This is a genomic window from Vibrio sp. 2092 (assembly GCF_033339635.1).
In the GTDB taxonomy this organism is placed as follows: domain Bacteria; phylum Pseudomonadota; class Gammaproteobacteria; order Enterobacterales; family Vibrionaceae; genus Vibrio; species Vibrio alginolyticus.
Window position 1 is genome coordinate 37,765 of record NZ_JAWOUY010000007.1, and the last position, 22,348, is coordinate 60,112.

The following is a 22,348-nucleotide window of genomic DNA, read 5'->3' on the forward strand; positions in this document are numbered from 1 at the left end:
TGGCGAACGTCTTAAGATTTTTGCATCTGTTTTTGGAGATTAAATTATGTCGTCTATCGTTGTTGTGGGTGCAAACTGGGGTGATGAAGGCAAAGGCCGCATCGTTGACTTTTTGGCAGAGCAAGCTTCTGCGAGCATTCGTTTCCAAGGTGGTAACAACGCGGGTCACACCGTGGTTAACGATCTAGGTACGTTTAAGCTGCACCAGCTACCAAGTGGCGTATTCAACCCAGATTGTTTGGCAGTGTTAGGTCCGGGTATGGTTATCAGCCCTGCGTTGCTGTCTCAGGAGATTGCGGAAGTTGAAGAAGCGGGCGTAAAAGTGAATATGTGCATCTCTGATCGCGCAACACTGTGTCTACCTCTACACGCACTAGAAGATACGCTAGAAGAACAACGTTTAGGCGACAAAGCATACGGTTCAACTCGTCAAGGTATTGCACCTGCGTACGGTGACCGCGTAATGAAGAAAGGCATCCTAGTTGGTTGGTTGAAGCAACCAGAAGTATTGGTTGAACGCCTTCAATTCATGATGGATTGGAAACTGCCGCAACTGCGTGCACTTTACCCGACGTTCGAGTTTGAACAAACCGCTGAAGAACTGGCGAACTGGCTGCTAGAAGTTTCTGCACCTTGGCGCGATTCAATTTGCAACGTAACGCTTCCTCTAAAAGAACTACAAGCGAAAGACAAAACACTATTGTTCGAAGCACAGCTTGGCGCAGGTCGTGACCTTGTTTACGGTGAGTACCCTTGGACAACATCTTCTAACGTTGTATCAATGTACGCGGGTATCGGCAGTGGTCTTCCGGCACTTCGCCCTGAGCGCGTTATTGCGGTTGCAAAAGCATTCAGCTCATCAGTAGGTACTGGTACGTTGATCACTGCAATGGAAGAGCAAGATGCTTTCCGCGAACTTGCAGGCGAGTTCGGTGCAACTACAGGTCGTCCACGCGATATGGGCTACTTCGACGCAGTCGCTACTAAGAATGGTGTTGAACTGCAAGCAGCAACTGAAATTGCGCTAACTAAAGTAGACTGTTTGACTGGCCTTAACGATCTGAAAATCTGTGTTGGCTACGAAGGCGACCACAACGAAAACCCAATCTGGCCTCAAACTGCCTCTCTTGCACCAATCTACGAGAAGATGGAAAGCTGGAGCGAGGACATCACTGGTTGTCGTAAGTTTGAAGAGCTTCCAGTAGCAGCACAGAAATACGTTCTACGCATTGAGGAACTCATGGGCGTACCAGTAAAAATGGTGTCTGTGGGTCCTGGTCGTGAACAAATGATTATGCGATAAGATGTGAATTAACACATCATTGGCAAGCGGCTTTTATCTGTTCCGGGGTAAAGCCGCTTTTTTTTACACTGTAAACTTTGAAAAATTGCACGGTTAAATTCATGTTTAGTAACCTCATCACGAGACTCCTACCTCCTTTATTTATAAATCAATAAATTATAGGGCTTAACACGTTGTGCACGTTACTAGCACATCTCACTTGTTAAAGAAGCACGTCAATTAGGTTAACTGGTTGATTTGATATTCTTTAAGTGATTAGTTGATCACGATCTTCATCTGCAATTTGTTGAACTAGTACTCAAAAAATCTAACCCGCTGTTTTTAGGATAGATGAGTTCCCCAACATCCAACCTAACAGCAGGTGATTCCCATGACGAAAAATCTTTTCAGCCTCAGTACGATAACCCTTGGTTTGTGCCTTAGTTCTTTGTCTTTCGCGCAATCCGATCTTCCGAACATTAAAATTCTTGCCACTGGCGGCACCATAGCAGGCGCAGGTCAATCTGCAACAGAGTCAAACTACACAGCAGGTAAAGTCGGCGTTGAATCATTGATTTCTGTGGTGCCGAGTATGACCAACATTGCCGATATTTCTGGAGAGCAAGTGGTCAGTATCGGTTCACAAGATATGAATGATGAAGTGTGGCTAAAATTATCGAAAAGAGTTAATGAGCTACTCGCTCAAGATGATGTTGACGGCATCGTCATTACTCATGGTACGGATACGTTAGAGGAAACCGCTTACTTCCTTGATCTGACCGTCAAGAGCAAAAAGCCTGTCGTGATCGTCGGGGCAATGCGTCCTTCCACCGCAATGAGTGCTGATGGACCAGTCAACTTATACAATGCAGTCGTAACAGCCACCGATGAAGATTCAGAAGGACGTGGCGTGCTAGTCGCAATGAATGACACGATTTTCGATGCGCGAGATGTGACAAAAACCAATACAACCTCCGTCAGCACTTTCCAGTCACCCAACTTTGGTGCTATCGGCTACATTCATAATAGCGATGCCAAATATCAACGAAGCCCAGAGCGTAAACATACGACAGAAACCCCATTCGATGTATCAAAGCTTACTAAGTTGCCTAAGGTCGGTATTGTTTATAACTATGCAAATGCCTCCAATTTGCCAGTGAAAGCCTTTGTGGATGCGAAGTTTGACGGCATCGTAAGTGCTGGTGTCGGTAATGGTAACTTGTACCACACTGTGTTTGATGAGCTAGAGAAAGCGAGTAAAGATGGCGTTGTTGTTGTAAGAAGCTCCCGAACGCCTAGCGGCTCAACCACTTTGGATGCTGAAATTGATGACGAAAAATACGGCTTTGTTGCCGCTGGTACATTGAACCCACAAAAAGCACGTATCTTACTGATGCTGTCACTGACTCAGACCAAAAACTATCAAGACATCCAAAAGATGTTCCAATACTATTAATTCTGTCTAAGGTTCATTCGATAGAGGAGGTACACACCTTACCTCCTCTTACACATAGCGACATGAGCGTCTCTTGTTAGCCAAACAAGCGACGCTTCATTCCTGCTTTTTCCAGAATACGCGTAGTAATTTCCTCAACAGACAGAGAGGACGTATTGATATATGGGATCGCCTCTCTTCTAAACAACGCCTCAACAGTGTCTAGCTCCAGCTTGCACTGCTCTGTGCTAGCGTAATCACTTCCAGACAAACGATTTTCACGGATTTCAGTCAAGCGCTCGGGATCGATAGTCAGCCCAAACAACTTATGACGATGGATCTCAAACTCAGGCAACAAACGCATCATCTTCACATCTTCCGCAATGAACGGATAGTTCACAACACGTAAACCAAATTGCATCGCCATGTACAAGCTAGTCGGCGTTTTTCCGCTGCGCGATACTCCCAGCAGGATAATATCGGCTTGTTCCAACCCTTTTAGCGTGATGCCATCATCATGCGCCAATGTGTATTCAATAGCCGCAATACGGTCAAAATAGGTGTCGGAATCTTTCCCCACACTGCGAGAACGCTGCAACTTAGGCTTTGGTGCCATCTGAATGTCGTCTTGCACTTTCTGCACAATACTCTCCAACACATCGTAACTGTATGCCGGCGCTTCAAGCAGCATTTCACGTACTTCTGGAACGACAATTGAGAAAAAGACCAGAGGTTTGACGCCATTGCGCTGGTAGGAAGTTTCAATTTCTTTGACTACGTCAGTAGCTTTGTCCTGGCTTTCTACAAACGGAAAGGTTTTTTCGTTAGGAATGAACGGAAATTGACCGAGAACAACATGCCCTAATGTCTCACATGTTATCGCCGTACCGTCAGAAACATAGAATACATCACGACTTTGGTTATTTATTTGCATTTCTGTTTAATTTTTCAAAATCTTTTGAGTAGGATGGTACACATAATATTAATAAATCAGTTTGGCTTTCAGTTAGGTTCACCACAGCTTTAAAAATTCTTTTGAATTTTTTTCAGCCAGAACGTAATCGTTTGCCTTTGATATCAATCTAAATGAAGCAATGTATGGTCAACGTGTAATAACAGCCAACATGCGATTGTTTAGATCGATTTAAGTCCCCCTACTAAGCTGCAATGTTTCTGGAGAAAGACATGCAAAAGAACACCCTCTGGTTCAATGGCCTATCCATGGATGATGTCGACAAAGTCGGCGGTAAGAATGCTTCACTTGGCGAAATGGTTTCTAACCTAGCAAACGCAGGCGTTTCTGTACCAAATGGTTTTGCGACAACCTCATACGCGTTTAACCAATTCCTTGACCACGAAGGTTTGGATGAGCGTATTCACCAATTACTCGATGAACTAGACGTTGAAGATGTAGAAGCTCTGCGTAAGACAGGTGCAAACATTCGTCAATGGGTATTAGAGGCCCCTTTCCCTGCGGACCTTGAACAAGAAATTCGTGAAAATTACCAAGAACTGATCGAAGGCAATCCTGAGCTTTCAGTCGCAGTTCGTTCATCTGCTACGGCAGAAGACCTACCTGATGCTTCTTTTGCTGGTCAGCAAGAAACGTTTTTGAACGTGAAAGGCATCGACGCAGTACTAGAAGCAACTAAGCACGTTTACGCTTCTCTATTTAACGACCGTGCGATTTCTTACCGCGTTCACCAAGGGTTCGACCACCGTGGCATCTCGCTATCTGCGGGTATCCAACGTATGGTGCGTTCAGATAAAGCCTCGTCGGGTGTTATGTTTACACTAGACACTGAATCGGGTTTCGACCAAGTTGTCTTCATCACCTCTTCATGGGGTCTAGGCGAGATGGTCGTTCAAGGTGCAGTAAACCCTGACGAGTTCTACGTTCACAAGCCAATGCTTGAAGCAGGCGAACACCCAATCGTTAAGAAAACATTTGGTTCTAAGTTGATCAAAATGATCTACTCAGATAACCAAGAAATCGGCAAACAAGTTGATATCGTTGATACTTCTGATGAAGAGCGCAACACGTTCTCATTGAACGACGACGAGATCAAAGAGCTCGCAAAACAAGCAATGATCATCGAAAAGCACTATCAGCGTCCAATGGACATTGAATGGGCAAAAGATGGCATTGATGGCAAGCTGTACATTGTTCAAGCGCGTCCTGAAACCGTATGTTCACAAACGGAACAAAACGTGATTGAGCGCTACGAGCTACAAAACAAAGCGGATGTTTTAGTTGAAGGTCGTGCAATCGGTCAGCGCATCGGTAAAGGCGTGGTTCGCTTGGTTGACTCTCTGGACCAAATGTCTTTAGTCCAAGAAGGTGACGTGCTAGTTACAGACATGACTGACCCAGATTGGGAACCAGTGATGAAAAAAGCATCTGCAATCGTAACCAACCGTGGTGGCCGTACTTGCCACGCAGCCATCATCGCTCGTGAGCTTGGTATTCCTGCGATCGTTGGCTGTGGCGATGCGACAAGCAAGTTAACCGATGGTGCAACCGTGACCGTATCTTGTTCTGAAGGTGAAACGGGCTACGTTTACCAAGGTGAACTTGAGTTTGACGTAAAACGCTCTTCTGTTGATGAACTGCCACTGCTACCAACAAAAGTGATGATGAACGTGGGTAACCCTGATCGCGCGTTTGACTTCGCACAAATTCCAAATGAAGGTGTTGGTCTTGCTCGTCTTGAATTCATCATCAATAAGATGATTGGTATCCACCCGAAAGCATTACTTAACTTTGATGCACAAAGCGATGAGCTAAAAGCAGAAATCACTCAGCGTATTCGTGGTTACAAAGATCCTATCGATTTCTACGTAAGCAAACTGACAGAAGGTATCGCAACCATTGCTGCGGCATTTTGGCCGAAACGCGTTATTGTTCGTATGTCTGACTTTAAGTCTAACGAATACAGCAACTTGGTTGGCGGTAAAGCCTACGAACCGCATGAAGAAAACCCAATGCTGGGCTTCCGTGGCGCGTCTCGTTACATTTCTCCAGTGTTTGAAGACTGCTTCGAGCTAGAAACTCAAGCAATCAAACGCGTTCGTAACGAAATGGGTCTGAAAAACGTTGAAATCATGATCCCATTTGTGCGTACACCAAGCGAAGCAGCATCAGTGATTGATTTGCTAGCGAAGTTTGATCTGCGCCGTGGCGATCAGGGTCTTAAAGTCATCATGATGTGCGAACTGCCATCCAACGCGGTCCTTGCCGATGAGTTCTTGAAGTACTTTGATGGCTTCTCGATTGGCTCAAACGACATGACTCAGCTAACGCTTGGTCTTGACCGTGACTCTGGCGATGTCGCACATCTATTTGATGAGCGCAACCCAGCGGTTAAGGTGATGCTTCAGATGGCGATTGATGCGGCAACAAAAGCAGGCAAATACGTTGGTATTTGTGGTCAAGGCCCATCAGACCACGACGACCTAGCGGAATGGCTAATGGATCAAGGTATTAGCTCTGTATCACTAAACCCAGATACGGTTATCGATACTTGGTTAAAACTCGGTAAAGTTAGCAGCAAGTAACACACGATAAACTCTAGCCCTCACACTCCCCTTGTGAGGGCTTTGTTATTCACACGTCATTTCACAATCAGTTCGTGATTCCTCTCTCAAGTTCGTCATTTAGTCAATTTCATTATCAAAGTCTGATGACCTAAAATGAATGGTATATCGATAACTCCAGAGAGAATTTGATGAAAAAGCCTATCGCACTCCTTACTACATTGATGCTCCTGGCATCCCCTGCTTATGCCGATTGGGATGAAATTTCCAATAAAATGTCTGAGCTTGGCGACGCAGTTTCTGATACTGCACAAGATGCTTGGGACGACACCAAAGCGTTTTCAAAACAAGCGTGGCAAGATTTCACGAACTGGTCCGAGGAAGCGATCAATACCGCAGGCGAATGGACAGAAGCCAGCATCGAGAAAAGCAAAGAATGGATAGATGCTGCCGACAAAAAAATTGATGAGCTGATGGAAGGCGATACGCCAGAAGAAGCTCGCCAAGCCGTGGACTTAATGGCAGATAGCGCTTTGCTCAAGTTATTTAATGAAAAGCCGGAGGCAAAAGCTATTTACGACAACGCGTACGGCTACGCGGTCTTTGATTCTCGTAAATTATCTTTGCTGTTCCACACCAACTCAGGGTCAGGAGTCGCAGTGAATAAGGAAACAGAAGAACGCACTTATATGAATATGTTTGGTTTGGGCGTTGCACTTGGGGCTGGCGGCAAATTTTACCAACAAGTGGTTCTGTTTGAGAGCAAAGAAGACTTTGATACGTTCGTCAACGAAGGATGGGAGGCCACAAGTGAAGCCTCTGCTGTTGCGGGCGAAGATTCAGAGCAACTTTCAAAACAATTTAACAGCGGCGTCGCCGTCTATCAGTTGAACGCTAAAGGTTTGCTCATCGATGCTAACGTGTCTGGTTCTAAATATTGGGTTAACGAAGAGCTCACTAACTCGCAGTAATGCATAGCAACTAATCGCTTAAATAAAACCGTTGTTATGCACCCTTATCAATAAGTTAACGGGGATATGATTCCTCAAAACTGAGCACTTACGCAACTTTCTCTATGGAAGTCACCAGAAGATGGCGACTTCCCTTTCTCGTTGGATTGCTTTTGGTTATGCTTGCGCAAAACCACCTGCAATTCGGTATCCCATGCCTGACAATAACTTTAATAATCTGCTAGCAGAAGCAATTTCTGCTCTTAACACGCCTAACTTTACTCCTAAACTTATGCGTGTCATTCGCACTCTTTTTCATTTTGATTGCGCAGTTATTTTAGGTTACCGAGAAGGTAAACATCCTATTTATCTCTACGACTCAATTGAGAACGAGCGAGAGTTACTTTTTCAACGCTACCTTACTGACTCATTTCAAAATGACCCTTTTTTTCTCAAACTAAACGAGACAAAGCAACAAGGCGTATTTACGCTCAAAGACGTGGCGCGTAAAGGCGTTGATTTTACTTCCTACTGCGAACAGTTCTACCATCAGACCGGGTGGAAAGACGAACTGAGCATGCTAGTCGAAGTTGAATCTGGCCGTTGGGTCATGCTGTACTTCGGGTATATGAATGATGGAAAATACTTTTCTCAGCAACAAATCAATAAGCTAAAGCCCTATTTCCCGATAATTCAGTCGCTTTGTCAGCAGCATTGGAAACAAACGGAATTTACCTTTTCTGAGCCTGTTTTTGCACAGAGTGCTTATTCTGGCAGTATGCGATTAGCCATTGAGCAAGCTTTAGCAACGTTTGGCGTAGAATCACTCACCCGTCGCGAACAAGAGGTGGCTTCGCTTCTCGCTCAAGGGTTTGACACCAAAGAAATTGCCGCGCGGTTACACTTAGTTCAAGGCACGGTCAAAAATCATCGAAAGCGAATTTACTCGCAATTAAATGTGTCTTCATTGAGTGAGTTATTCCAGCTTTTCCTCAATCACCTCATTCTCCATTCAAGATAAAAAACTGTCCCTTAAGGGATATATCGAGAAAAGGTGTCGCGTTTTAGTCTGAATGTAACAACCACTAAAACAGACAAAAAGAATGACGACACCATTACTGCAAGATTTACAAGATCGCGGCTTGATTGCACAAGCCAGCGATTTGGAAGAAATTCAGACACTTCTCTCACAGCCACAAACCGTTTACTGCGGCTTCGATCCTACAGCTGGCAGCTTACATATCGGCCACCTCGTGCCTTTGATTATGCTTAAGCGCTTTCAAGATGCCGGACACCAAGCTGTTGCCTTGATTGGCGGTGCAACGGGCATGATTGGCGACCCAAGCTTTAAAGCGACTGAGCGCAGTCTGAACTCAGAGGAAATCGTCTCAGGCTGGGTTAACGATCTTTCTAATCAAATTCAGCAGTTGATGAATCACCAACTGGCCAAGCCGATGATCATGGTAAACAACGCTGACTGGATGAAAGCGATCAATGTGATCGACTTCTTTCGCGATGTGGGTAAGCACTTCTCAATCAATACTATGGTCAACCGAGAATCGGTAAAACAACGCCTGCAACGACCTGACCAAGGTATCTCCTTCACCGAATTTAGCTACGCCCTACTGCAATCGTACGATTTTGCCGAGCTAAACCGTCGATACGGTTGCCGTTTGCAAATCGGTGGCAATGACCAATGGGGAAACATCGTCAGCGGGATCGATTTAACTCGCCGTCAAAATGGTGAGCAAGTATTTGGCTTAACTCTGCCGCTGATCACCAAATCCGATGGCACCAAATTTGGCAAAACCGAAGGCGGTGCAGTATGGCTAGATCCTAGCAAAACCTCTCCTTACGCGTTCTACCAGTTCTGGCTTGGCGCAGAAGACGCCGACGTTTACCACTTCTTGCGTCACTACACATTCTTGAGCTGCGAAGAAATTGCCAGCATTGAAGCGCAAGACCAAGCAAGCCAAGGTAAGCCACAAGCACAACGTATTCTCGCTGAAGAAATGACGCGATTTGTTCATGGCGAAGAAGGCCTAGCCAGTGCCGAGCGTATCACTCAAGCTTTATTCAGCGGTAATGTGCAACAACTGAGTTTGGGTGAATTAAAACAGTTGGAGTTGGATGGTTTACCAAGCATTGAGAGCACACAACAAGATTTGGTTGAGCTGTTGATTGAGTCGGGCTTAGCAAGTTCGAAGCGTGTTGCACGCGAACACATCAGCAACAACGCCATCAGTGTAAACGGTGAAAGAGTGGCGGCTGATAACCCGAGTTTAAGCTTCCCACTGTTTGATCAATATTGGTTACTGCAACGCGGTAAAAAGCACTTCTGCCTCGTAAAGCGTGCCGCGTAGCAACACTCGCAGTACAAAACCTATAAAAAAATTCCCCTCACCACTTTCGTGATGAGGGGAATCCAAATTTGAACGATTTTAAGCCTAACAATAGGCAAAGACGTTGCTTATTGCGTTCTTAAACGTTGCCAGTACTTTTCGTAAATCGCTAACGTTTCTGCGCCAACATCATTAATAAACTCGCCTTTTTTCAAGTCTTCTGATGAAGGGAAAATAGTACGGTTGTTTTTCAACTCTTCTGGCAATTTGTCACGCCCAGCGTTCGTTGCCGACGCATAACCCAAACTGGTCACGATTTCCGCTTGGTTCTCTGATTGGTACATGAAGTTAATAAATTTATGCGCCAATGCTTTGTTTTTACTGCCAGACGGAATAGTGAAGTTGTCCATCCACAATACCGCGCCCTCTTCCGGCATCACGAACTTCAGCTCAGGCATTTCAACCTGTCCTTGGAATGCGTTGCCGTTCCATTGCATGCCGACCGATGTTTCACCGGACACGTAAGGGACTTGCGGCGCATCTGAGTTGTACAGTAATACGTTGTTTTTCAGCGCGACTAGAGAATCAAAAGCCTGCTCGATTTCTGCTTCGTCTTTTGTGTTCACGCTATGGCCATTTTTCTTCAGCGCCATACCGAACACATCGCGAACGTCATCAATCAGCATGACTTGTTGTTCGTATTGAGACTCCCATAAGTCTGCCCATTTGGTCACTGGTTGCTCAACCATGGATTCGTTGTAGCTGATCCCGGTAATGCCCCAAATATAAGGCAGCGAGTAATCATTTTTAGGATCGTGCGCTTGGCCAAGTAAACCGTCCATTGTGTCTTGCATGTTTGGCACTTGAGCGTGATCTATTTTCGAAAGCAGCCCTTCTCGCCCCATTTTTTCAATGAAGTACGCAGAAGCAAAAACCACATCGTAGCCAGAACCTTTTAGCAATTTTAGCTTGGTGTACATTGATTCATTATTCTCAAAAGTCGAATAATTAATCGTAATACCTTCTTGTTTTTCAAACGCTTTTAACGATGCTTCCGGCAAATAGCCACCCCATGCATAAACGTTCAACGTTTTGCTATCTGCATGAGCAAACATGCTGAGCACAAGAGCACTCAGCCCCAATCCTTTGATGATTAATTTCATGGTATGCAATCCAACCAGTCCAGCGACGCGCTGGGATTCGGGTGCATAATTAGGTAATTGTTACCCAATTGAAAGAAAATTTAATTAATCTTTAACAGCAAAAATATTTATCGAATTTATAAAATTAACGCATGTTTTTAATAGCGACTGTGCATACCAAAATGATGAGACATTCCATCTTCCATTCGGCCACCTTTCCAGCCACCAGAACCGAGTAAATTAAGCACATCTTGAGCGGTATAATCGACACCAGCGAAGAAGTCATGCGCCACGTCTGAGCGTATTGCTTGCAACTCTGGTTGGTTTTCCAAATCAAGATCTTGCGGATCCGCATATAATGCCAACGCAATTTTTTGTTGGCACGCGCTTAACTCGCTGGTGCTCGTCTTTACCTGACCAACCGAAAAGTAGTCACGACTGCCGTATCCCACCACCAATCTGGTACTCATTAGTTTAATCACTTTCTTAATGCGACGACGTTGTATAAATCTCAACATGTTTTGTTATTCCTGTATTAAGTTGGCTATGGTCGTATTCTTTTGTTCGAATTAAAACACTCTGTTTTATCCGCGAAATTTCTCTAGCGCTTTTCGCGATGATCGGTTGTATAATACGACTCTGAAATATTTTGTTACGTTACCTCGGTAACCCCTGAGACTGCAACATGAACAACAGCAGATGGGTCGGCTTTATAGGCGGCACGATTGTCTTACTTAGTACCTTTATCCTATTCGGATCTTCCGTCCACGCTGCTTGGTACCGAATCCCTGCGGAAGCCATTCATGGTATCGCCTTCACTTTGGCTTTTGGTTTAGGGTTAAACAGCCTGCTGGCGTACGCGACGGCAGTGATTACTCTTGCTGCACTATTCTACATTGGCTTTGTCGTTAGCTATCGGGTTCATCAGAAACTTAAATAGTCCTCTGTCTCCACCTGAGCTTAATAACGGATACTTGATAACTAAAAAGGGAGCAAACGCTCCCTTTTTAGTTATCAGCATGTAGATGTTCTATGCCCGCTTTAATCATTAAGGTGGCATACCCTCAACGACTGCTGCATACCTGAAACATCATCACCTAAATACTCAACCGTCATTGGAACCTTGGCCAACAGAGTAAAACTAGAGTCACTGAACCTTCCATCAGCATCACTCTCCAAATGAACAAAAAACGCAGGCTTATCCGCAATCAATGTAATTTTCCTCCCTTCAATAGAGACACCTATATTGGCTTTCGCTATCGGCAAGGTTTTTAGCTCGTGAGTACTAAACCATGTGTTGCTTATTCTGTCTTCACCGATTTGCGCTTCAACATAGAAGAAGCCTGACGTAAGTTCGTCCTTCTCGATCGATTCATCCAATTGCCACAAAATCGTATTGCTGTCTGCTATGACTGTTTGTTCTAAGCTCCAACATTGCTTTTCTTCCCCTTGCCAATCTACCCACTTAAGCAGTGCGTTGACGCTTGCGGACTCTTTGGCATCATTGAGCAAATGTAGGCTCAACTTGCCTGTATGCTCGGAAAATACCAAATACTGTGGCGCAAAAAATCGCTTCGCATGGTAGTGCAACTGCTTCCATCGACCACTGTATTCCAAACTAGACCAAGAACTGACAGGCCAATTGTCGTTGAGTTGCCAGTACAGCATGCCGCGACAAACTGGAGAAATGGCACGCCAATGATCGCATGCAGTTTTGATCGCGATTGCCTGCTGAACTTGACTTAAATACAGCATGCTCTCGAATCCAGAGGGAAAACGAAAATAGCGCGTGAACATCTCTGTGATAATACTATTACCTCGAGGGTTCTTCTGATGTTGTTCGAAAGTTGGGGATGTAATATTCCAGTCTTGCTCAGGGACAAACCGCTTAACTTCAGCAAAAGATGGCCAAGATTGAAAACCAAACTCAGAGCAAAAACGAGGATTCACGTCAAGGTAGGCACTGAATGATTTTCCTGAATGCCAAACGTCCCAAAAGTGCATATCGCCTTTACTATCATCATGCCACGCATCACCGAAATCCAGTTCACCATTACATGGGGAACTTGGCCAGAAACGGCGAGTGCTATCTTGCTCGGTAACCTCCTTCTCAATCATGCGGTTGAGGCGATCGTAGTTAACCGTGTATTTGACTTTGCTGCGCTTAGATTCGTCATACCAACCAATAGCTCCAATCACTTCATTGTCACCACACCAAAGTGCGATTGATGGGTGCTTCTTAAGCCTCGGGATTTGGAATCTAAGTTCTTCTTCTACGTCTTTTAAAAACTCGTCGTTTGATGGGTACAACGAGCAGGCGAACATCATGTCTTGCCACACCAACAAGCCAAGTTCATCACAAAGGTTATAAAAGGTTTCACTCTCGTACTGACCACCGCCCCATACGCGAATCATGTTCATGTTGGCGTCAACCGCACTTTGCAAAAGGTTGCGATAACGTGTTTCGTACTCTCGCCCCGGCATTGCGTCAATAGGGATCCAGTTGGCACCTTTAGCATTAATCGGTACGCCATTGACGATAAATTCCATTGCAGAGCCGTGCTCATCAGCTTGGTTATTTAGGGTTAACTGACGCAAACCAATGTTGTGCGTTAACTTTTGCTCTCTGCAAGAAATGGTAATGGGATAGAGATACGCTTCGCCATAACCCGATGGCCACCAGCGTTGAGGCTCCAAAATGTGGAACTGGCAATGATAGTGACCACTTCCTTTTGTTTGAATACATTGACGCTCACCATTAAATTCAACAATCATTTCATGGCGTTGACTGTCCGTTTCCACTTCAACTACTACATCAAGAAACACACTCCCATCGGCTTGCCATTGCTGCTCTGTCGAGAAGCCTTTGAGCCAAAGCTCATTCACAATGTCGATTTGAATGGGGTCGTAAATACCCGATACCATCAAGCAAATGCCCCAGTCCCATCCGGAATGGCATTGTGTTTTGCGGATCAAGTTCATGTGTGGAATTTGGTTGTTGCCCATTGCCGATGGAATAGGAAATGGCAGTTTTTTTGCTCTTGCGATACCTTCTAAATCCACCCGAGCAAACTCAACCCGAATCGTGTTAGTACCTTGCTTTAAATGCGGTTTAATATCCACACGTTGCTGGGTAAACATGTTGCTGCAAGTTAGTGCTAACTCACCATTAACATAGAAGGTTGCCAAGGTATCTACACGAGTTAGCGTCATCCAAATTTGCTTGGCAGACAACGTAAACGCGTCGACTTCAAACTCACGTGAGATATGCCACTCACACTCTTCAATCCATCGAACTTTGTTTTCATTATCGGCAAAATAAGGATCTGGAATCTGCTCTGCTTGTAAAAGCGCCGACACATTATCGCCCGGAATAAACATTGGAATTTCAAGATTGGGACGCTGTGGCGAGGTAAGCATCCACTGCCCGTTAAGTTCGAAGTGAGTCATCGAGTTAAACCTTAGCTTGGGAAAAACATATTTTCTCAATGTAATCCTGATAATCCCATGCAAAAACAAGGGAAATGTTAATTACATACGAAATGCGGTGCATTTCACGTAAAAACTCTTTCTTTTGATCTCTACCCAAAAATCAGCAACTTGGCTAACCTGTTAAAAATTAATCGAAATCTAAGGTTATATTTGCAACTTCGACATGTTAACATCATCGGCTTTTTGAACATCCTCACACTTTTCGTTGAAACGATGTGAGGGGAAATGCACGGCTTCATAGCCCTAAAAAGCGAAGTAATTATGTCAAATATGACGAATGCCGCCTCCCACACAGCGCCTATTCAGGATGCTGACTATTCTGCTATTCATCCCCCATCTTTACTCAAGCGCCTCGAACTCACCAATCCTGTCTTTTGGTTAAGTGGTAGCTTCCTCACTCTATTCGTTTTACTTGCTCTAACGAATACCGACTCTCTAACCGCAATGGTTAACACCGGCTTCGGCTTTGCTACTAAATATTTCGGAGCTTACTGGCAAGTACTGCTTCTTCTGAATTTCCTAATTGGTTTGGCTCTTGCGTTTGGTCGCACTGGTTATGTGCGCCTAGGTGGTCTAGCGAAACCTGATATTGATAACTTTAAGTGGTTGTCAATCGTACTCTGTACTCTACTTGCAGGTGGTGGTGTGTTCTGGGCCGCAGCTGAGCCTATCGCGCACTTTGTGACTGCTCCGCCTCTATACGGGGAAGCCTCACCGAAAACTGCCGCAATCAATGCCCTATCTCAGTCTTTTATGCACTGGGGCTTCTTAGCTTGGGCGATCCTTGGTGGTCTATCTTCCATTGTCTTAATGCACTTGCATTACGATAAAGGCCTGCCTCTTAAGCCGCGTACTCTGCTTTACCCTGTTTTTGGTGATAAAGCCATTAAAGGCTGGATTGGTGATGTTGCTGACGCATGTAGCATCATTGCAGTAGCAGCAGGAACCATCGGTCCTATCGGCTTCTTAGGTTTACAAATTAGCTACGCGCTAAACTCATTGTTTGGCCTGCCAGATACGTTCGTAACGCAAAGCATGGTTATCATGGCGGCGATCCTGATGTATACCCTTTCCGCACTGAGCGGTTTGAGCAAGGGTATTCAAATCGTCAGTCGTTACAACATCATTTTGTCTGTACTATTAATTGGTTACATCCTGTTCTTCGGGCCGACAAGCTTTATCGTTGATGGCTACGTGCAAGGCGTTGGTCGTATGGTGGATAACTTCTTCCCTATGGCACTTTACCGTGGTGATACAGGCTGGCTAAGTTGGTGGACAGTATTCTTCTGGGGTTGGTTTATCGGTTATGGCCCAATGATGGCGATCTTTATTGCTCGTATCTCTCGTGGTCGTACAATTCGCCAATTAATCATGTCTATTAGCATCGTGGCACCGCTGATTACTTGCTTCTGGTTTAGTATCGTTGGTGGCAGTGGCCTTGCGTTTGAACTTGATAACCCTGGTTTGATTTCATCTGCGTTTGAAGGCTTTAACTTGCCTGCAGCACTGCTAGCGATTACTGGTGAATTACCTTACCCAATGATCATTTCGGTTCTGTTCCTGATCTTAACGACAACATTTATCGTGACGACGGGTGACTCGATGACTTACACAATCAGTGTAGTGATGACGGGCTCAACAGAACCAAACGCAGTGATTCGCTCGTTCTGGGGGCTGATTATGGGTATTGTCGCTATTGCGCTCATCTCAATGGGCTCTGGTGGTATTTCTGCATTGCAGTCTTTCATTGTAATTACTGCCGTACCTGTGTCTTTCATTTTGCTGCCAAGCATTTGGAAAGCACCCGGCATTGCAAGCAGAATGGCGAAAGAGCAAGGCCTCGTTTAAACCGCCTCTCTAACCAATATGCGAAAAAGAGCCCTTCATTGGGCTCTTTTTAATTCTGCGCTTTATCCTACGCTATCAATGCGAATCATCACTGCGTCTGGACGCCAATACTCGAATTCGCAGTCCATTAAATGCCCATCTTGTTTGTAGTTTACCCGCCGAATTTTCAGAACGGGTTGTCCTTCAGCCAAGTTCAACGCTTTAGCGACATGAGCAGGTGCTGACGTTGGAATCACATCAAAACGAGAGCGCTTTGTTTCGTAACCATACTTCTCACGATAAATGCCCGTCAGGGACATGGTGAGGTTCTCAGACAATATACCCTCAAACAGTGCCGCTTTGAGCACGTTCTCAACAAACAATACCGCTCGCCCATCAATAAAACGTAACCGTTCAATCACATAAATTGGGGTAATTCGCTCCACCTCTAACGATTTGGCATACTCACCTGCGGCCATTTCACTTCGCACATTGAGTAACTTAGTTTCTGCAATACGATGCTGCTCTCGAATCATCTGATGGAAGTGAGAACGAGACAACGGGTTGTAACAGATACGCTCAGGAGATACATACCAACCCCGGCGCTCTTCTCGATAAATAAGACCTTCCGTTTCCAAAGACACCAACGCATCTTTGATTGTGATTCGAGTCGTAGAAAACAGCTCACTGAGCTCTCTCTCTGACGGCAGTTTTTGTCCTTCCGACATGATGCCGGAAAGAATCTGCTGTTTTAAGCTGCTTCTAATTTTTCCTAATTGGGTACCAAATTGTCCGGTGCCTGTCGCTCTCATTCTGATCTAGTCCAAGGATAATTTGACGAATAACATAAGGCGTTTACGTAACAAAAATATGACATTAATCAACAGAACACATACTGAACGTATGAAATATAAGTGCCATATAAAATCAGCAAAACTGTCAAATTACTTGCGCTAAATCGTCACATTCCATCCATAGCATACAAAGCGAACTTACTGACCTAGTCCAGAAGGATGGAGACAATGAAAACTTTGCTAAGTCGTTCAATTACCGCACCAGCGGCAATCATTGCGGTAACGCTCGCTACGCCAACAGTAGCGAAAGAAGCCGATATTGAATCTTTGGTAGCAGCAGCACAAAAAGAAGGGGCGGTTTACAGTGTGGGTATGCCTGACAGTTGGGCAAACTGGAAAGACACTTGGGCTGATTTAAAGTCAAATTACAACCTTAAGCACCAAGACACGGATATGAGCTCGGCTCAAGAAATCGCAAAATTCGAAGCTGAGAAGAAAAACGCGACCGCAGACATTGGTGACGTAGGCTTTGCCTTTGCACGTGTAGCGGTAAAAAAAGGCGTCACTCAGCCATATAAACCAACAACTTGGAATGACATCCCAGATTGGGCAAAAGACGAAGATGGTCATTGGGCACTTGCCTACACTGGCACTATTTCTTTTATCTCCAACAATAACCTCGTAAAAGACGCGCCAAAAACGTGGGATGACCTATTAAAAGGCGACTACAAAGTGACCGTAGGTGACGTAGGCGTAGCAGCACAGGCAAACAACGCGGTTCTCGCCGCAGCGTTCGCCAACGGTGGGGACGAATCCAACCTCAAGCCTGCGCTCAAATTCTTTTCTGAACTCGCGAAGCAAGGTCGTCTTTCATTTACCGATCCGAACATCGCCAACCTAGAAAAAGGCGAAGTTGAAGTGGCGATCATGTGGGACTTCAATGCATTGAACTACCGCGACAAAATTGACCGCGACCGCTTTACAGTGAGCATTCCTCAAGATGGCTCTGTGATTTCTGGTTATACAACCATAATCAATAAATACGCGAAGAACCCTAATGCAGCAAAGCTTGCTCGTGAATACATCTTCAGCGATCAAGGGCAAATCAACTTAGCAGAAGGTTATGCGCGTCCAATCCGCACCAACATCACACTGCCTCAAGCAGTGCAAGACAAGCTAATTGCTAATGACCAATACAGCAATGTTCACCCAGTGACTGACTTCTCAGCTTGGGAAAAGTCCGCACGTAAGCTGCCACGTCAATGGCAAGAAAGTGTCTTAATCCACCAGCAATAAGAGTAAGTCGTTATGAGCAATAAGGTCATCCTTGTTGTTCTAGATGGACTGAACTATCAGGTAGCCCGTGATTGCATGGGCTACCTCAATGGTCTTCTAGAACAAAGTCGTTCCCAACAAGAAACTCGCGCAACGCTTTATCCTGTGCAGTGTGAGCTGCCCTCTATGTCTCGCCCACTTTATGAGTGCATTTTAACGGGCGTTCGCCCTGTAGAAAGCGGCATCGTAAACAACAATATCGTTCGTCTATCCAAACACGATTCCATTTTCAGTTTGGCAAAAGCCCAAGGAAAAGTGACCGCTGCGGCTGCCTACCACTGGGTAAGTGAGCTTTATAATCGCGCGCCATTTGAACCTGTTCGCGATCGTTTCACGCATGATGAAACCCTGAATATCCAGCACGGCTGCTTTTACCATTGGGATCATTATCCTGATGAAGCCTTGTTCCTGGACGCAGAGTATTTACGCCGCAACTATCAACCTGATTTCTTACTGATCCATCCGATGAATATCGACGATACAGGGCATAAGTTTGGCCTAGACTCTCGCCAATACCGCAATTGTGCGCGAGGTGCAGACATTATTCTTTCCAACTACATCGATCAATGGCTTGCTGATGGGTATCAAATCATTGTGACAAGCGATCATGGCATGAACAACGATCTTTCTCACGGTGGGATTTTACCTGAAGAGCGAGAAGTTCCCCTGTTTGTCATTGGTGATAAGTTTACCCATCAAGATTGTCATATTAAGCAAACTGATATTTGTGGCACCGTTTGTCAATTGCTAAACCTTGACCACACGAAGCCATACACTCAGGAATTGTTAGCACTATGAGCAGTTCAGTCCTCTCCCCAAGCTCTAGCGAATCACGTTCAAATTTGGCAAGTACTTGGTTAAAGCGCTTTAAGCCAGCCGTTTGGTTGGCGCCTTTCGCACTGTTTTTCTACCTATTTCAACTCGCACCGATGATTTGGGTGCTGTTAAACAGCTTTATCTACGATGGCGAGTTTGCCTTCGATAACTACATTGAAGTGCTCGACTCCACCTTTATGATGCAGGCGTTTGGCAACAGTTTGTGGTTAGCTATATGGTCGAGCATTTTTGGCTTAGCCATTGCGACTCTGTTGGTCTCTTCTCTGCGCAGAATCGATTCTAAAGTCCGCGATGGTGTGATTGCGTTTACGAACATGAGCAGCAACTTTGCAGGCGTACCTCTGTCATTCGCTTTTATCATTATTTTGGGCACCAATGGGGCGATTACCCTTTTGCTCAAGCAGTATGGCTTACTCGGTGATTTCGACCTTTATGGTAAATGGGGTCTGCTGGTCATTTACATCTACTTTCAAATCCCGCTGGCGGTGTTGTTGCTCTACCCTGCGTTCGACGCGTTGAGTGATGATTGGCAAGCTGCTGCTGCGCTACTGGGAGCCAAAACATCACAGTATTGGGCGAAAATCGCGCTGCCAGTGCTCTCACCAGCCTTATTCGGTACCTTTATTATCTTAATAGCCAACGCAATTGGCGCTTATGCGAGTGTTTATGCGCTGACCTCCGGTAACTATAACGTCATCACAATTCGAATTGCGAGTCTGGTATCGGGAGACCTGTTCCTTGAACCTAATCTCGCCGCTGCAATTTCGGTGATTCTAATGGCGTTACTTGCCTTTATCACAGTGATTAACCAATGGCTCATTTCGAAAAGCTATGCAGGTAGGAAGTAGTCATGAACAACGTTAATACTCGATTCCATAAAACGGTGGTTTATTCCATTGTTGGGATCATGCTCATCCCGATTTTAGCGACCTTTGTCTATTCGCTTTCATCACGCTGGGGCGCCACGGTGCTTCCAGATGGTTTCACTTTTGATTGGTACGTTAAATTGCTGACCGACCCACGCTTTTTGCAAGCGTTTGGGCGTTCGCTGTTTATTTGTATTGCTTCGCTAACCCTCAGTGTGATTCTAGTTCTGCCAGCGATATTCGTGGTGTTTTACTACTTTCCGAAGCTCGATAAGCTCATGAACGTATTGATTTTGCTACCATTCGCTGTACCACCAGTGGTGTCCTCCGTCGGCTTGCTTCAACTTTATGCTGACAGTGAAATCTCCCTTATCGGTACTCCTTGGATTCTAGTAGGTACTTACTTCACCATAGCGTTACCGTTCATGTATCGTGCGATTTCTAATAGCTTCGAAGCAATTAACCTTAACGATTTAATGGACGCTGCACACTTGCTAGGGGCAAGCACAACCAAAGCGTTTTTGATGGTCATTTTACCTAACCTCAAAAAAGGACTGATGGCATCGCTTTTCCTTTCATTTTCATTTCTATTGGGAGAGTTTGTGTTCGCCAATATTTTAGTCGGCACACGTTATGAAACCCTGCAAATCTACTTGTATAACATGCGTCAGACGAGCGGCCACTTTACGTCTGCCTTAGTGATGACCTACTTCCTATTTATTTTTTTACTGACTTGGTTGGCAAGTCGTTTCAGCCGAGGAGTCAAACAATGAGCTACGTAACAGCGAAAAATCTGACTAAACGTTTTGGTGATAACACCGTATTTGAGGACATTCACTTTAACATCGAGCAAGGTGAATTCATTACGCTTTTGGGCCCTAGCGGTTGTGGTAAATCGACACTACTTCGCAGCCTTGCTGGGATTAACCCTGTCGATGGAGGCGAGGTTTGGGTAAACGGAGAAGATATCACGCATCAAGTCCCGCAAGAGCGTGGTATTGGGATGGTCTTTCAATCGTATGCGCTGTTTCCCAATATGACCGTCGAAGGCAACATTGCATTTGGCTTAAAAATGAAAAAGCTTGCGAATGATGATATTCGACGTGAAGTGGCTAAAGTCATCAAACTGGTGGATCTGGCAGGTAAAGAAAAACACTATCCGCATCAACTTTCTGGCGGTCAGCGCCAGCGTGTCGCACTCGCTCGAGCATTGGTGGTGAAACCTCGCATATTATTGCTTGATGAGCCACTTTCTGCGCTTGATGCCAAAATCCGCAAACACCTTCGTCAGCAAATCCGAGACATTCAGAAAGAGATGAATCTCACCACTATCTTCGTAACTCATGACCAAGAAGAGGCGATGATTATGTCTGATCGTATCTTCCTAATGAGTAAAGGGGAAATTGTTCAAGCAGGAACACCTGAAGAAATTTATACTCATCCTGCTAACGAGTTTGTGGCCGGTTTCATGGGGCACTACAACCTTGTAGAGGCCAATAAAGCCAAGCAACTCTTCAACATTGATACCGAATGGAAAGTAGCGATTCGCCCAGAGTCTATATATGTAAAAGAGCAAGGTCGTCAATATGATAGCCACATCTCAGCGCCACAAGTAGGTACGATCACCAACCACCAGCTTCTAGGTAATGTTATTCGCTATCAAGTGAACGTTGAAGAGTGTGAGCTCACTGTTGACTTACTTAACCGCTCTTCAGAACGCTTACTAGCGAATGGCAGCCAACTAGAACTACTCTTTAACCTAAACGAAATTCAACCAGTGAGAGCCTAAACATGTCCAAACCTTTGTATGTTTTTGATATGGATGAAACCCTAATAAACGCTGACTGCGCAATGATTTGGAACGAGTTTATGGTTGAGAAAGGCATCGCGACTGATCCTTTATTTATTATGGAAGATCAGCGTCTAATGGCCTTGTACTCTGAAGGCAAAATGGACATGGAAGATTACCTAGCGTTCTCCATGAAGCCACTAGAAAACATGCCGATTGAAGAAGTAAACGCCTTGGTTGAAGAATGTGTTGAAAGCCATATTTTGCCTAAACAGTTCCCTCAAGCCAAAACCCTGATTGAGCAACTGTCTCGTGATGGTATAGATATGGTTATCATCTCTGCCAGCGTCACTTTTTTGGTGGAAGCCGTTGGTCGCCGTCTTAATATTCCAACCGCACTCGGAATTGATTTAATCGAGAAAAACAACCGTTATACTGCTGAAATCGACGGTATCCCGAGTTATCGTGAAGGCAAAGTCACGCGATTAAAACAGTGGCTAGAAAATCAGCCTGAGCCTTATTCCGAAATCCATTTCTATACCGATTCAATCAACGATTTACCGCTTTGTGAATACGCGAACTACGCTTATCTGGTAAATCCATGCCCACAACTAAAAGAACACGCCAACAGACCGAATTGGAGTGTGTTAAGTTGGGGGTGATATAGCCTCACAAGACCGTTCTTCCTAAGTATATACTTTTCTATTTGTTCAAAGAGCA

General features: G+C 45.0%; 19 protein-coding genes. 14 read left to right on the forward strand and 5 right to left on the reverse strand.

Going from position 1 to position 22,348, the window contains the following annotated elements; translation table 11 throughout:
* Positions 1 to 46 precede the first annotated feature (46 nt).
* Together R7P80_RS13710 and ansB are read left to right on the forward strand one after the other, a co-directional pair.
* Positions 47 to 1,303, forward strand: coding sequence for an adenylosuccinate synthase (locus R7P80_RS13710; protein ID WP_017819812.1), 1,257 nt, complete (start codon positions 47 to 49; stop codon positions 1,301 to 1,303).
* Between the two features lie 370 nt (positions 1,304 to 1,673).
* Positions 1,674 to 2,738 (forward strand): L-asparaginase 2, encoded by a 1,065-nt coding sequence (ansB, locus tag R7P80_RS13715; protein ID WP_136976629.1) that lies wholly within the window; start codon positions 1,674 to 1,676, stop codon positions 2,736 to 2,738.
* A gap of 76 nt (positions 2,739 to 2,814) precedes the next feature.
* Here the strand turns inward: ansB and R7P80_RS13720 are convergent, their stop codons facing one another.
* Complete coding sequence (locus R7P80_RS13720) at positions 2,815 to 3,651, reverse strand: pyruvate, water dikinase regulatory protein (RefSeq protein WP_005373820.1); 837 nt, start codon at positions 3,649 to 3,651, stop codon at positions 2,815 to 2,817.
* Between the two features lie 251 nt (positions 3,652 to 3,902).
* Here R7P80_RS13720 and ppsA point away from each other — a divergent pair, with 251 nt between their 5' ends.
* The 4 genes from ppsA (at position 3,903) to tyrS (ending at position 9,567) form a co-directional block, all read left to right on the forward strand.
* Positions 3,903 to 6,275 carry a phosphoenolpyruvate synthase gene (gene ppsA, locus R7P80_RS13725; RefSeq protein WP_005373822.1) on the forward strand — a complete coding sequence of 791 codons (2,373 nt, stop codon included), beginning with the start codon at positions 3,903 to 3,905 and terminating at the stop codon, positions 6,273 to 6,275.
* A gap of 170 nt (positions 6,276 to 6,445) precedes the next feature.
* Positions 6,446 to 7,225: a hypothetical protein gene (locus R7P80_RS13730; RefSeq protein WP_005373824.1), complete on the forward strand. Its 780-nt coding sequence runs from the start codon at positions 6,446 to 6,448 to the stop codon at positions 7,223 to 7,225.
* A gap of 193 nt (positions 7,226 to 7,418) precedes the next feature.
* Positions 7,419 to 8,225 carry a response regulator transcription factor gene (locus R7P80_RS13735; protein WP_025767978.1) on the forward strand — a complete coding sequence of 269 codons (807 nt, stop codon included), beginning with the start codon at positions 7,419 to 7,421 and terminating at the stop codon, positions 8,223 to 8,225.
* Between the two features lie 82 nt (positions 8,226 to 8,307).
* The gene (gene tyrS / locus R7P80_RS13740) at positions 8,308 to 9,567 is read left to right on the forward strand and encodes a tyrosine--tRNA ligase (RefSeq protein WP_225491684.1); all 1,260 of its coding nucleotides are present in this window, start codon (positions 8,308 to 8,310) and stop codon (positions 9,565 to 9,567) included.
* Positions 9,568 to 9,674: 107 nt separating this feature from the next.
* Here tyrS and R7P80_RS13745 read toward each other — a convergent pair whose 3' ends face one another.
* Positions 9,675 to 10,709, reverse strand: coding sequence for an ABC transporter substrate-binding protein (locus tag R7P80_RS13745; protein WP_054730624.1), 1,035 nt, complete (start codon positions 10,707 to 10,709; stop codon positions 9,675 to 9,677).
* Positions 10,710 to 10,846: 137 nt separating this feature from the next.
* Positions 10,847 to 11,206, reverse strand: coding sequence for a DUF6559 family protein (locus R7P80_RS13750; protein WP_054865478.1), 360 nt, complete (start codon positions 11,204 to 11,206; stop codon positions 10,847 to 10,849).
* Positions 11,207 to 11,373: 167 nt separating this feature from the next.
* On the opposite strand from R7P80_RS13750, the gene R7P80_RS13755 reads away from it, so the two are divergent.
* Positions 11,374 to 11,628, forward strand: a complete 255-nt coding sequence (locus tag R7P80_RS13755; RefSeq protein WP_005387084.1) for a hypothetical protein — start codon at positions 11,374 to 11,376, stop codon at positions 11,626 to 11,628.
* Between the two features lie 101 nt (positions 11,629 to 11,729).
* On the opposite strand, the gene R7P80_RS13760 is transcribed toward R7P80_RS13755, so the two are convergent.
* On the reverse strand, positions 11,730 to 14,138 hold the full coding sequence (locus R7P80_RS13760; RefSeq protein ID WP_225491683.1) for a beta-mannosidase: 2,409 nt from the start codon (positions 14,136 to 14,138) through the stop codon (positions 11,730 to 11,732).
* A 303-nt stretch (positions 14,139 to 14,441) separates the two neighbouring features.
* Between R7P80_RS13760 and R7P80_RS13765 the strand changes: the two genes are divergently transcribed.
* The gene (locus tag R7P80_RS13765; protein WP_171344237.1) at positions 14,442 to 16,028 is read left to right on the forward strand and encodes a BCCT family transporter; all 1,587 of its coding nucleotides are present in this window, start codon (positions 14,442 to 14,444) and stop codon (positions 16,026 to 16,028) included.
* Between the two features lie 62 nt (positions 16,029 to 16,090).
* Here the strand turns inward: R7P80_RS13765 and R7P80_RS13770 are convergent, their stop codons facing one another.
* A complete protein-coding gene (locus R7P80_RS13770; RefSeq protein WP_005387087.1) occupies positions 16,091 to 16,819 on the reverse strand; it encodes a UTRA domain-containing protein in 729 nt (242 codons plus the stop codon).
* Between the two features lie 210 nt (positions 16,820 to 17,029).
* Between R7P80_RS13770 and R7P80_RS13775 the strand changes: the two genes are divergently transcribed.
* The 6 genes from R7P80_RS13775 to R7P80_RS13800 are packed head-to-tail and all read left to right on the forward strand — an operon-like array spanning position 17,030 to position 22,290.
* Positions 17,030 to 18,097, forward strand: a complete 1,068-nt coding sequence (locus R7P80_RS13775) for an ABC transporter substrate-binding protein (protein ID WP_005373851.1) — start codon at positions 17,030 to 17,032, stop codon at positions 18,095 to 18,097.
* A gap of 12 nt (positions 18,098 to 18,109) precedes the next feature.
* Positions 18,110 to 18,934, forward strand: coding sequence for an alkaline phosphatase family protein (locus R7P80_RS13780; protein WP_005373854.1), 825 nt, complete (start codon positions 18,110 to 18,112; stop codon positions 18,932 to 18,934).
* A complete protein-coding gene (locus tag R7P80_RS13785; RefSeq protein WP_025767983.1) occupies positions 18,931 to 19,821 on the forward strand; it encodes an ABC transporter permease in 891 nt (296 codons plus the stop codon). The genes R7P80_RS13780 and R7P80_RS13785 overlap by 4 nt, the downstream gene beginning before the upstream one ends.
* Before the next feature lie 2 nt (positions 19,822 to 19,823).
* Complete coding sequence (locus R7P80_RS13790; protein ID WP_025767984.1) at positions 19,824 to 20,612, forward strand: ABC transporter permease; 789 nt, start codon at positions 19,824 to 19,826, stop codon at positions 20,610 to 20,612.
* Complete coding sequence (locus R7P80_RS13795) at positions 20,609 to 21,628, forward strand: ABC transporter ATP-binding protein (protein WP_225491682.1); 1,020 nt, start codon at positions 20,609 to 20,611, stop codon at positions 21,626 to 21,628. Before R7P80_RS13790 ends, R7P80_RS13795 begins: the two co-directional genes overlap by 4 nt.
* A 2-nt stretch (positions 21,629 to 21,630) precedes the next feature.
* Positions 21,631 to 22,290: an HAD family hydrolase gene (locus R7P80_RS13800; protein ID WP_017633566.1), complete on the forward strand. Its 660-nt coding sequence runs from the start codon at positions 21,631 to 21,633 to the stop codon at positions 22,288 to 22,290.
* Positions 22,291 to 22,348: the final 58 nt, after the last annotated feature.

What these genes read in the sequence shown, in the direction of transcription:
- R7P80_RS13710 (WP_017819812.1), top strand. Translation starts at nt 47, where the DNA reads ATGTCGTCTATCGTTGTTGTGGGTGCAAACTGGGGTGATGAAGGCAAA.
- ansB (WP_136976629.1), top strand. Translation starts at nt 1,674, where the DNA reads ATGACGAAAAATCTTTTCAGCCTCAGTACGATAACCCTTGGTTTGTGC.
- R7P80_RS13720 (WP_005373820.1), bottom strand. Translation starts at nt 3,651, where the DNA reads ATGCAAATAAATAACCAAAGTCGTGATGTATTCTATGTTTCTGACGGT.
- ppsA (WP_005373822.1), top strand. Translation starts at nt 3,903, where the DNA reads ATGCAAAAGAACACCCTCTGGTTCAATGGCCTATCCATGGATGATGTC.
- R7P80_RS13730 (WP_005373824.1), top strand. Translation starts at nt 6,446, where the DNA reads ATGAAAAAGCCTATCGCACTCCTTACTACATTGATGCTCCTGGCATCC.
- R7P80_RS13735 (WP_025767978.1), top strand. Translation starts at nt 7,419, where the DNA reads ATGCCTGACAATAACTTTAATAATCTGCTAGCAGAAGCAATTTCTGCT.
- tyrS (WP_225491684.1), top strand. Translation starts at nt 8,308, where the DNA reads ATGACGACACCATTACTGCAAGATTTACAAGATCGCGGCTTGATTGCA.
- R7P80_RS13745 (WP_054730624.1), bottom strand. Translation starts at nt 10,709, where the DNA reads ATGAAATTAATCATCAAAGGATTGGGGCTGAGTGCTCTTGTGCTCAGC.
- R7P80_RS13750 (WP_054865478.1), bottom strand. Translation starts at nt 11,206, where the DNA reads ATGTTGAGATTTATACAACGTCGTCGCATTAAGAAAGTGATTAAACTA.
- R7P80_RS13755 (WP_005387084.1), top strand. Translation starts at nt 11,374, where the DNA reads ATGAACAACAGCAGATGGGTCGGCTTTATAGGCGGCACGATTGTCTTA.
- R7P80_RS13760 (WP_225491683.1), bottom strand. Translation starts at nt 14,138, where the DNA reads ATGACTCACTTCGAACTTAACGGGCAGTGGATGCTTACCTCGCCACAG.
- R7P80_RS13765 (WP_171344237.1), top strand. Translation starts at nt 14,442, where the DNA reads ATGTCAAATATGACGAATGCCGCCTCCCACACAGCGCCTATTCAGGAT.
- R7P80_RS13770 (WP_005387087.1), bottom strand. Translation starts at nt 16,819, where the DNA reads ATGAGAGCGACAGGCACCGGACAATTTGGTACCCAATTAGGAAAAATT.
- R7P80_RS13775 (WP_005373851.1), top strand. Translation starts at nt 17,030, where the DNA reads ATGAAAACTTTGCTAAGTCGTTCAATTACCGCACCAGCGGCAATCATT.
- R7P80_RS13780 (WP_005373854.1), top strand. Translation starts at nt 18,110, where the DNA reads ATGAGCAATAAGGTCATCCTTGTTGTTCTAGATGGACTGAACTATCAG.
- R7P80_RS13785 (WP_025767983.1), top strand. Translation starts at nt 18,931, where the DNA reads ATGAGCAGTTCAGTCCTCTCCCCAAGCTCTAGCGAATCACGTTCAAAT.
- R7P80_RS13790 (WP_025767984.1), top strand. Translation starts at nt 19,824, where the DNA reads ATGAACAACGTTAATACTCGATTCCATAAAACGGTGGTTTATTCCATT.
- R7P80_RS13795 (WP_225491682.1), top strand. Translation starts at nt 20,609, where the DNA reads ATGAGCTACGTAACAGCGAAAAATCTGACTAAACGTTTTGGTGATAAC.
- R7P80_RS13800 (WP_017633566.1), top strand. Translation starts at nt 21,631, where the DNA reads ATGTCCAAACCTTTGTATGTTTTTGATATGGATGAAACCCTAATAAAC.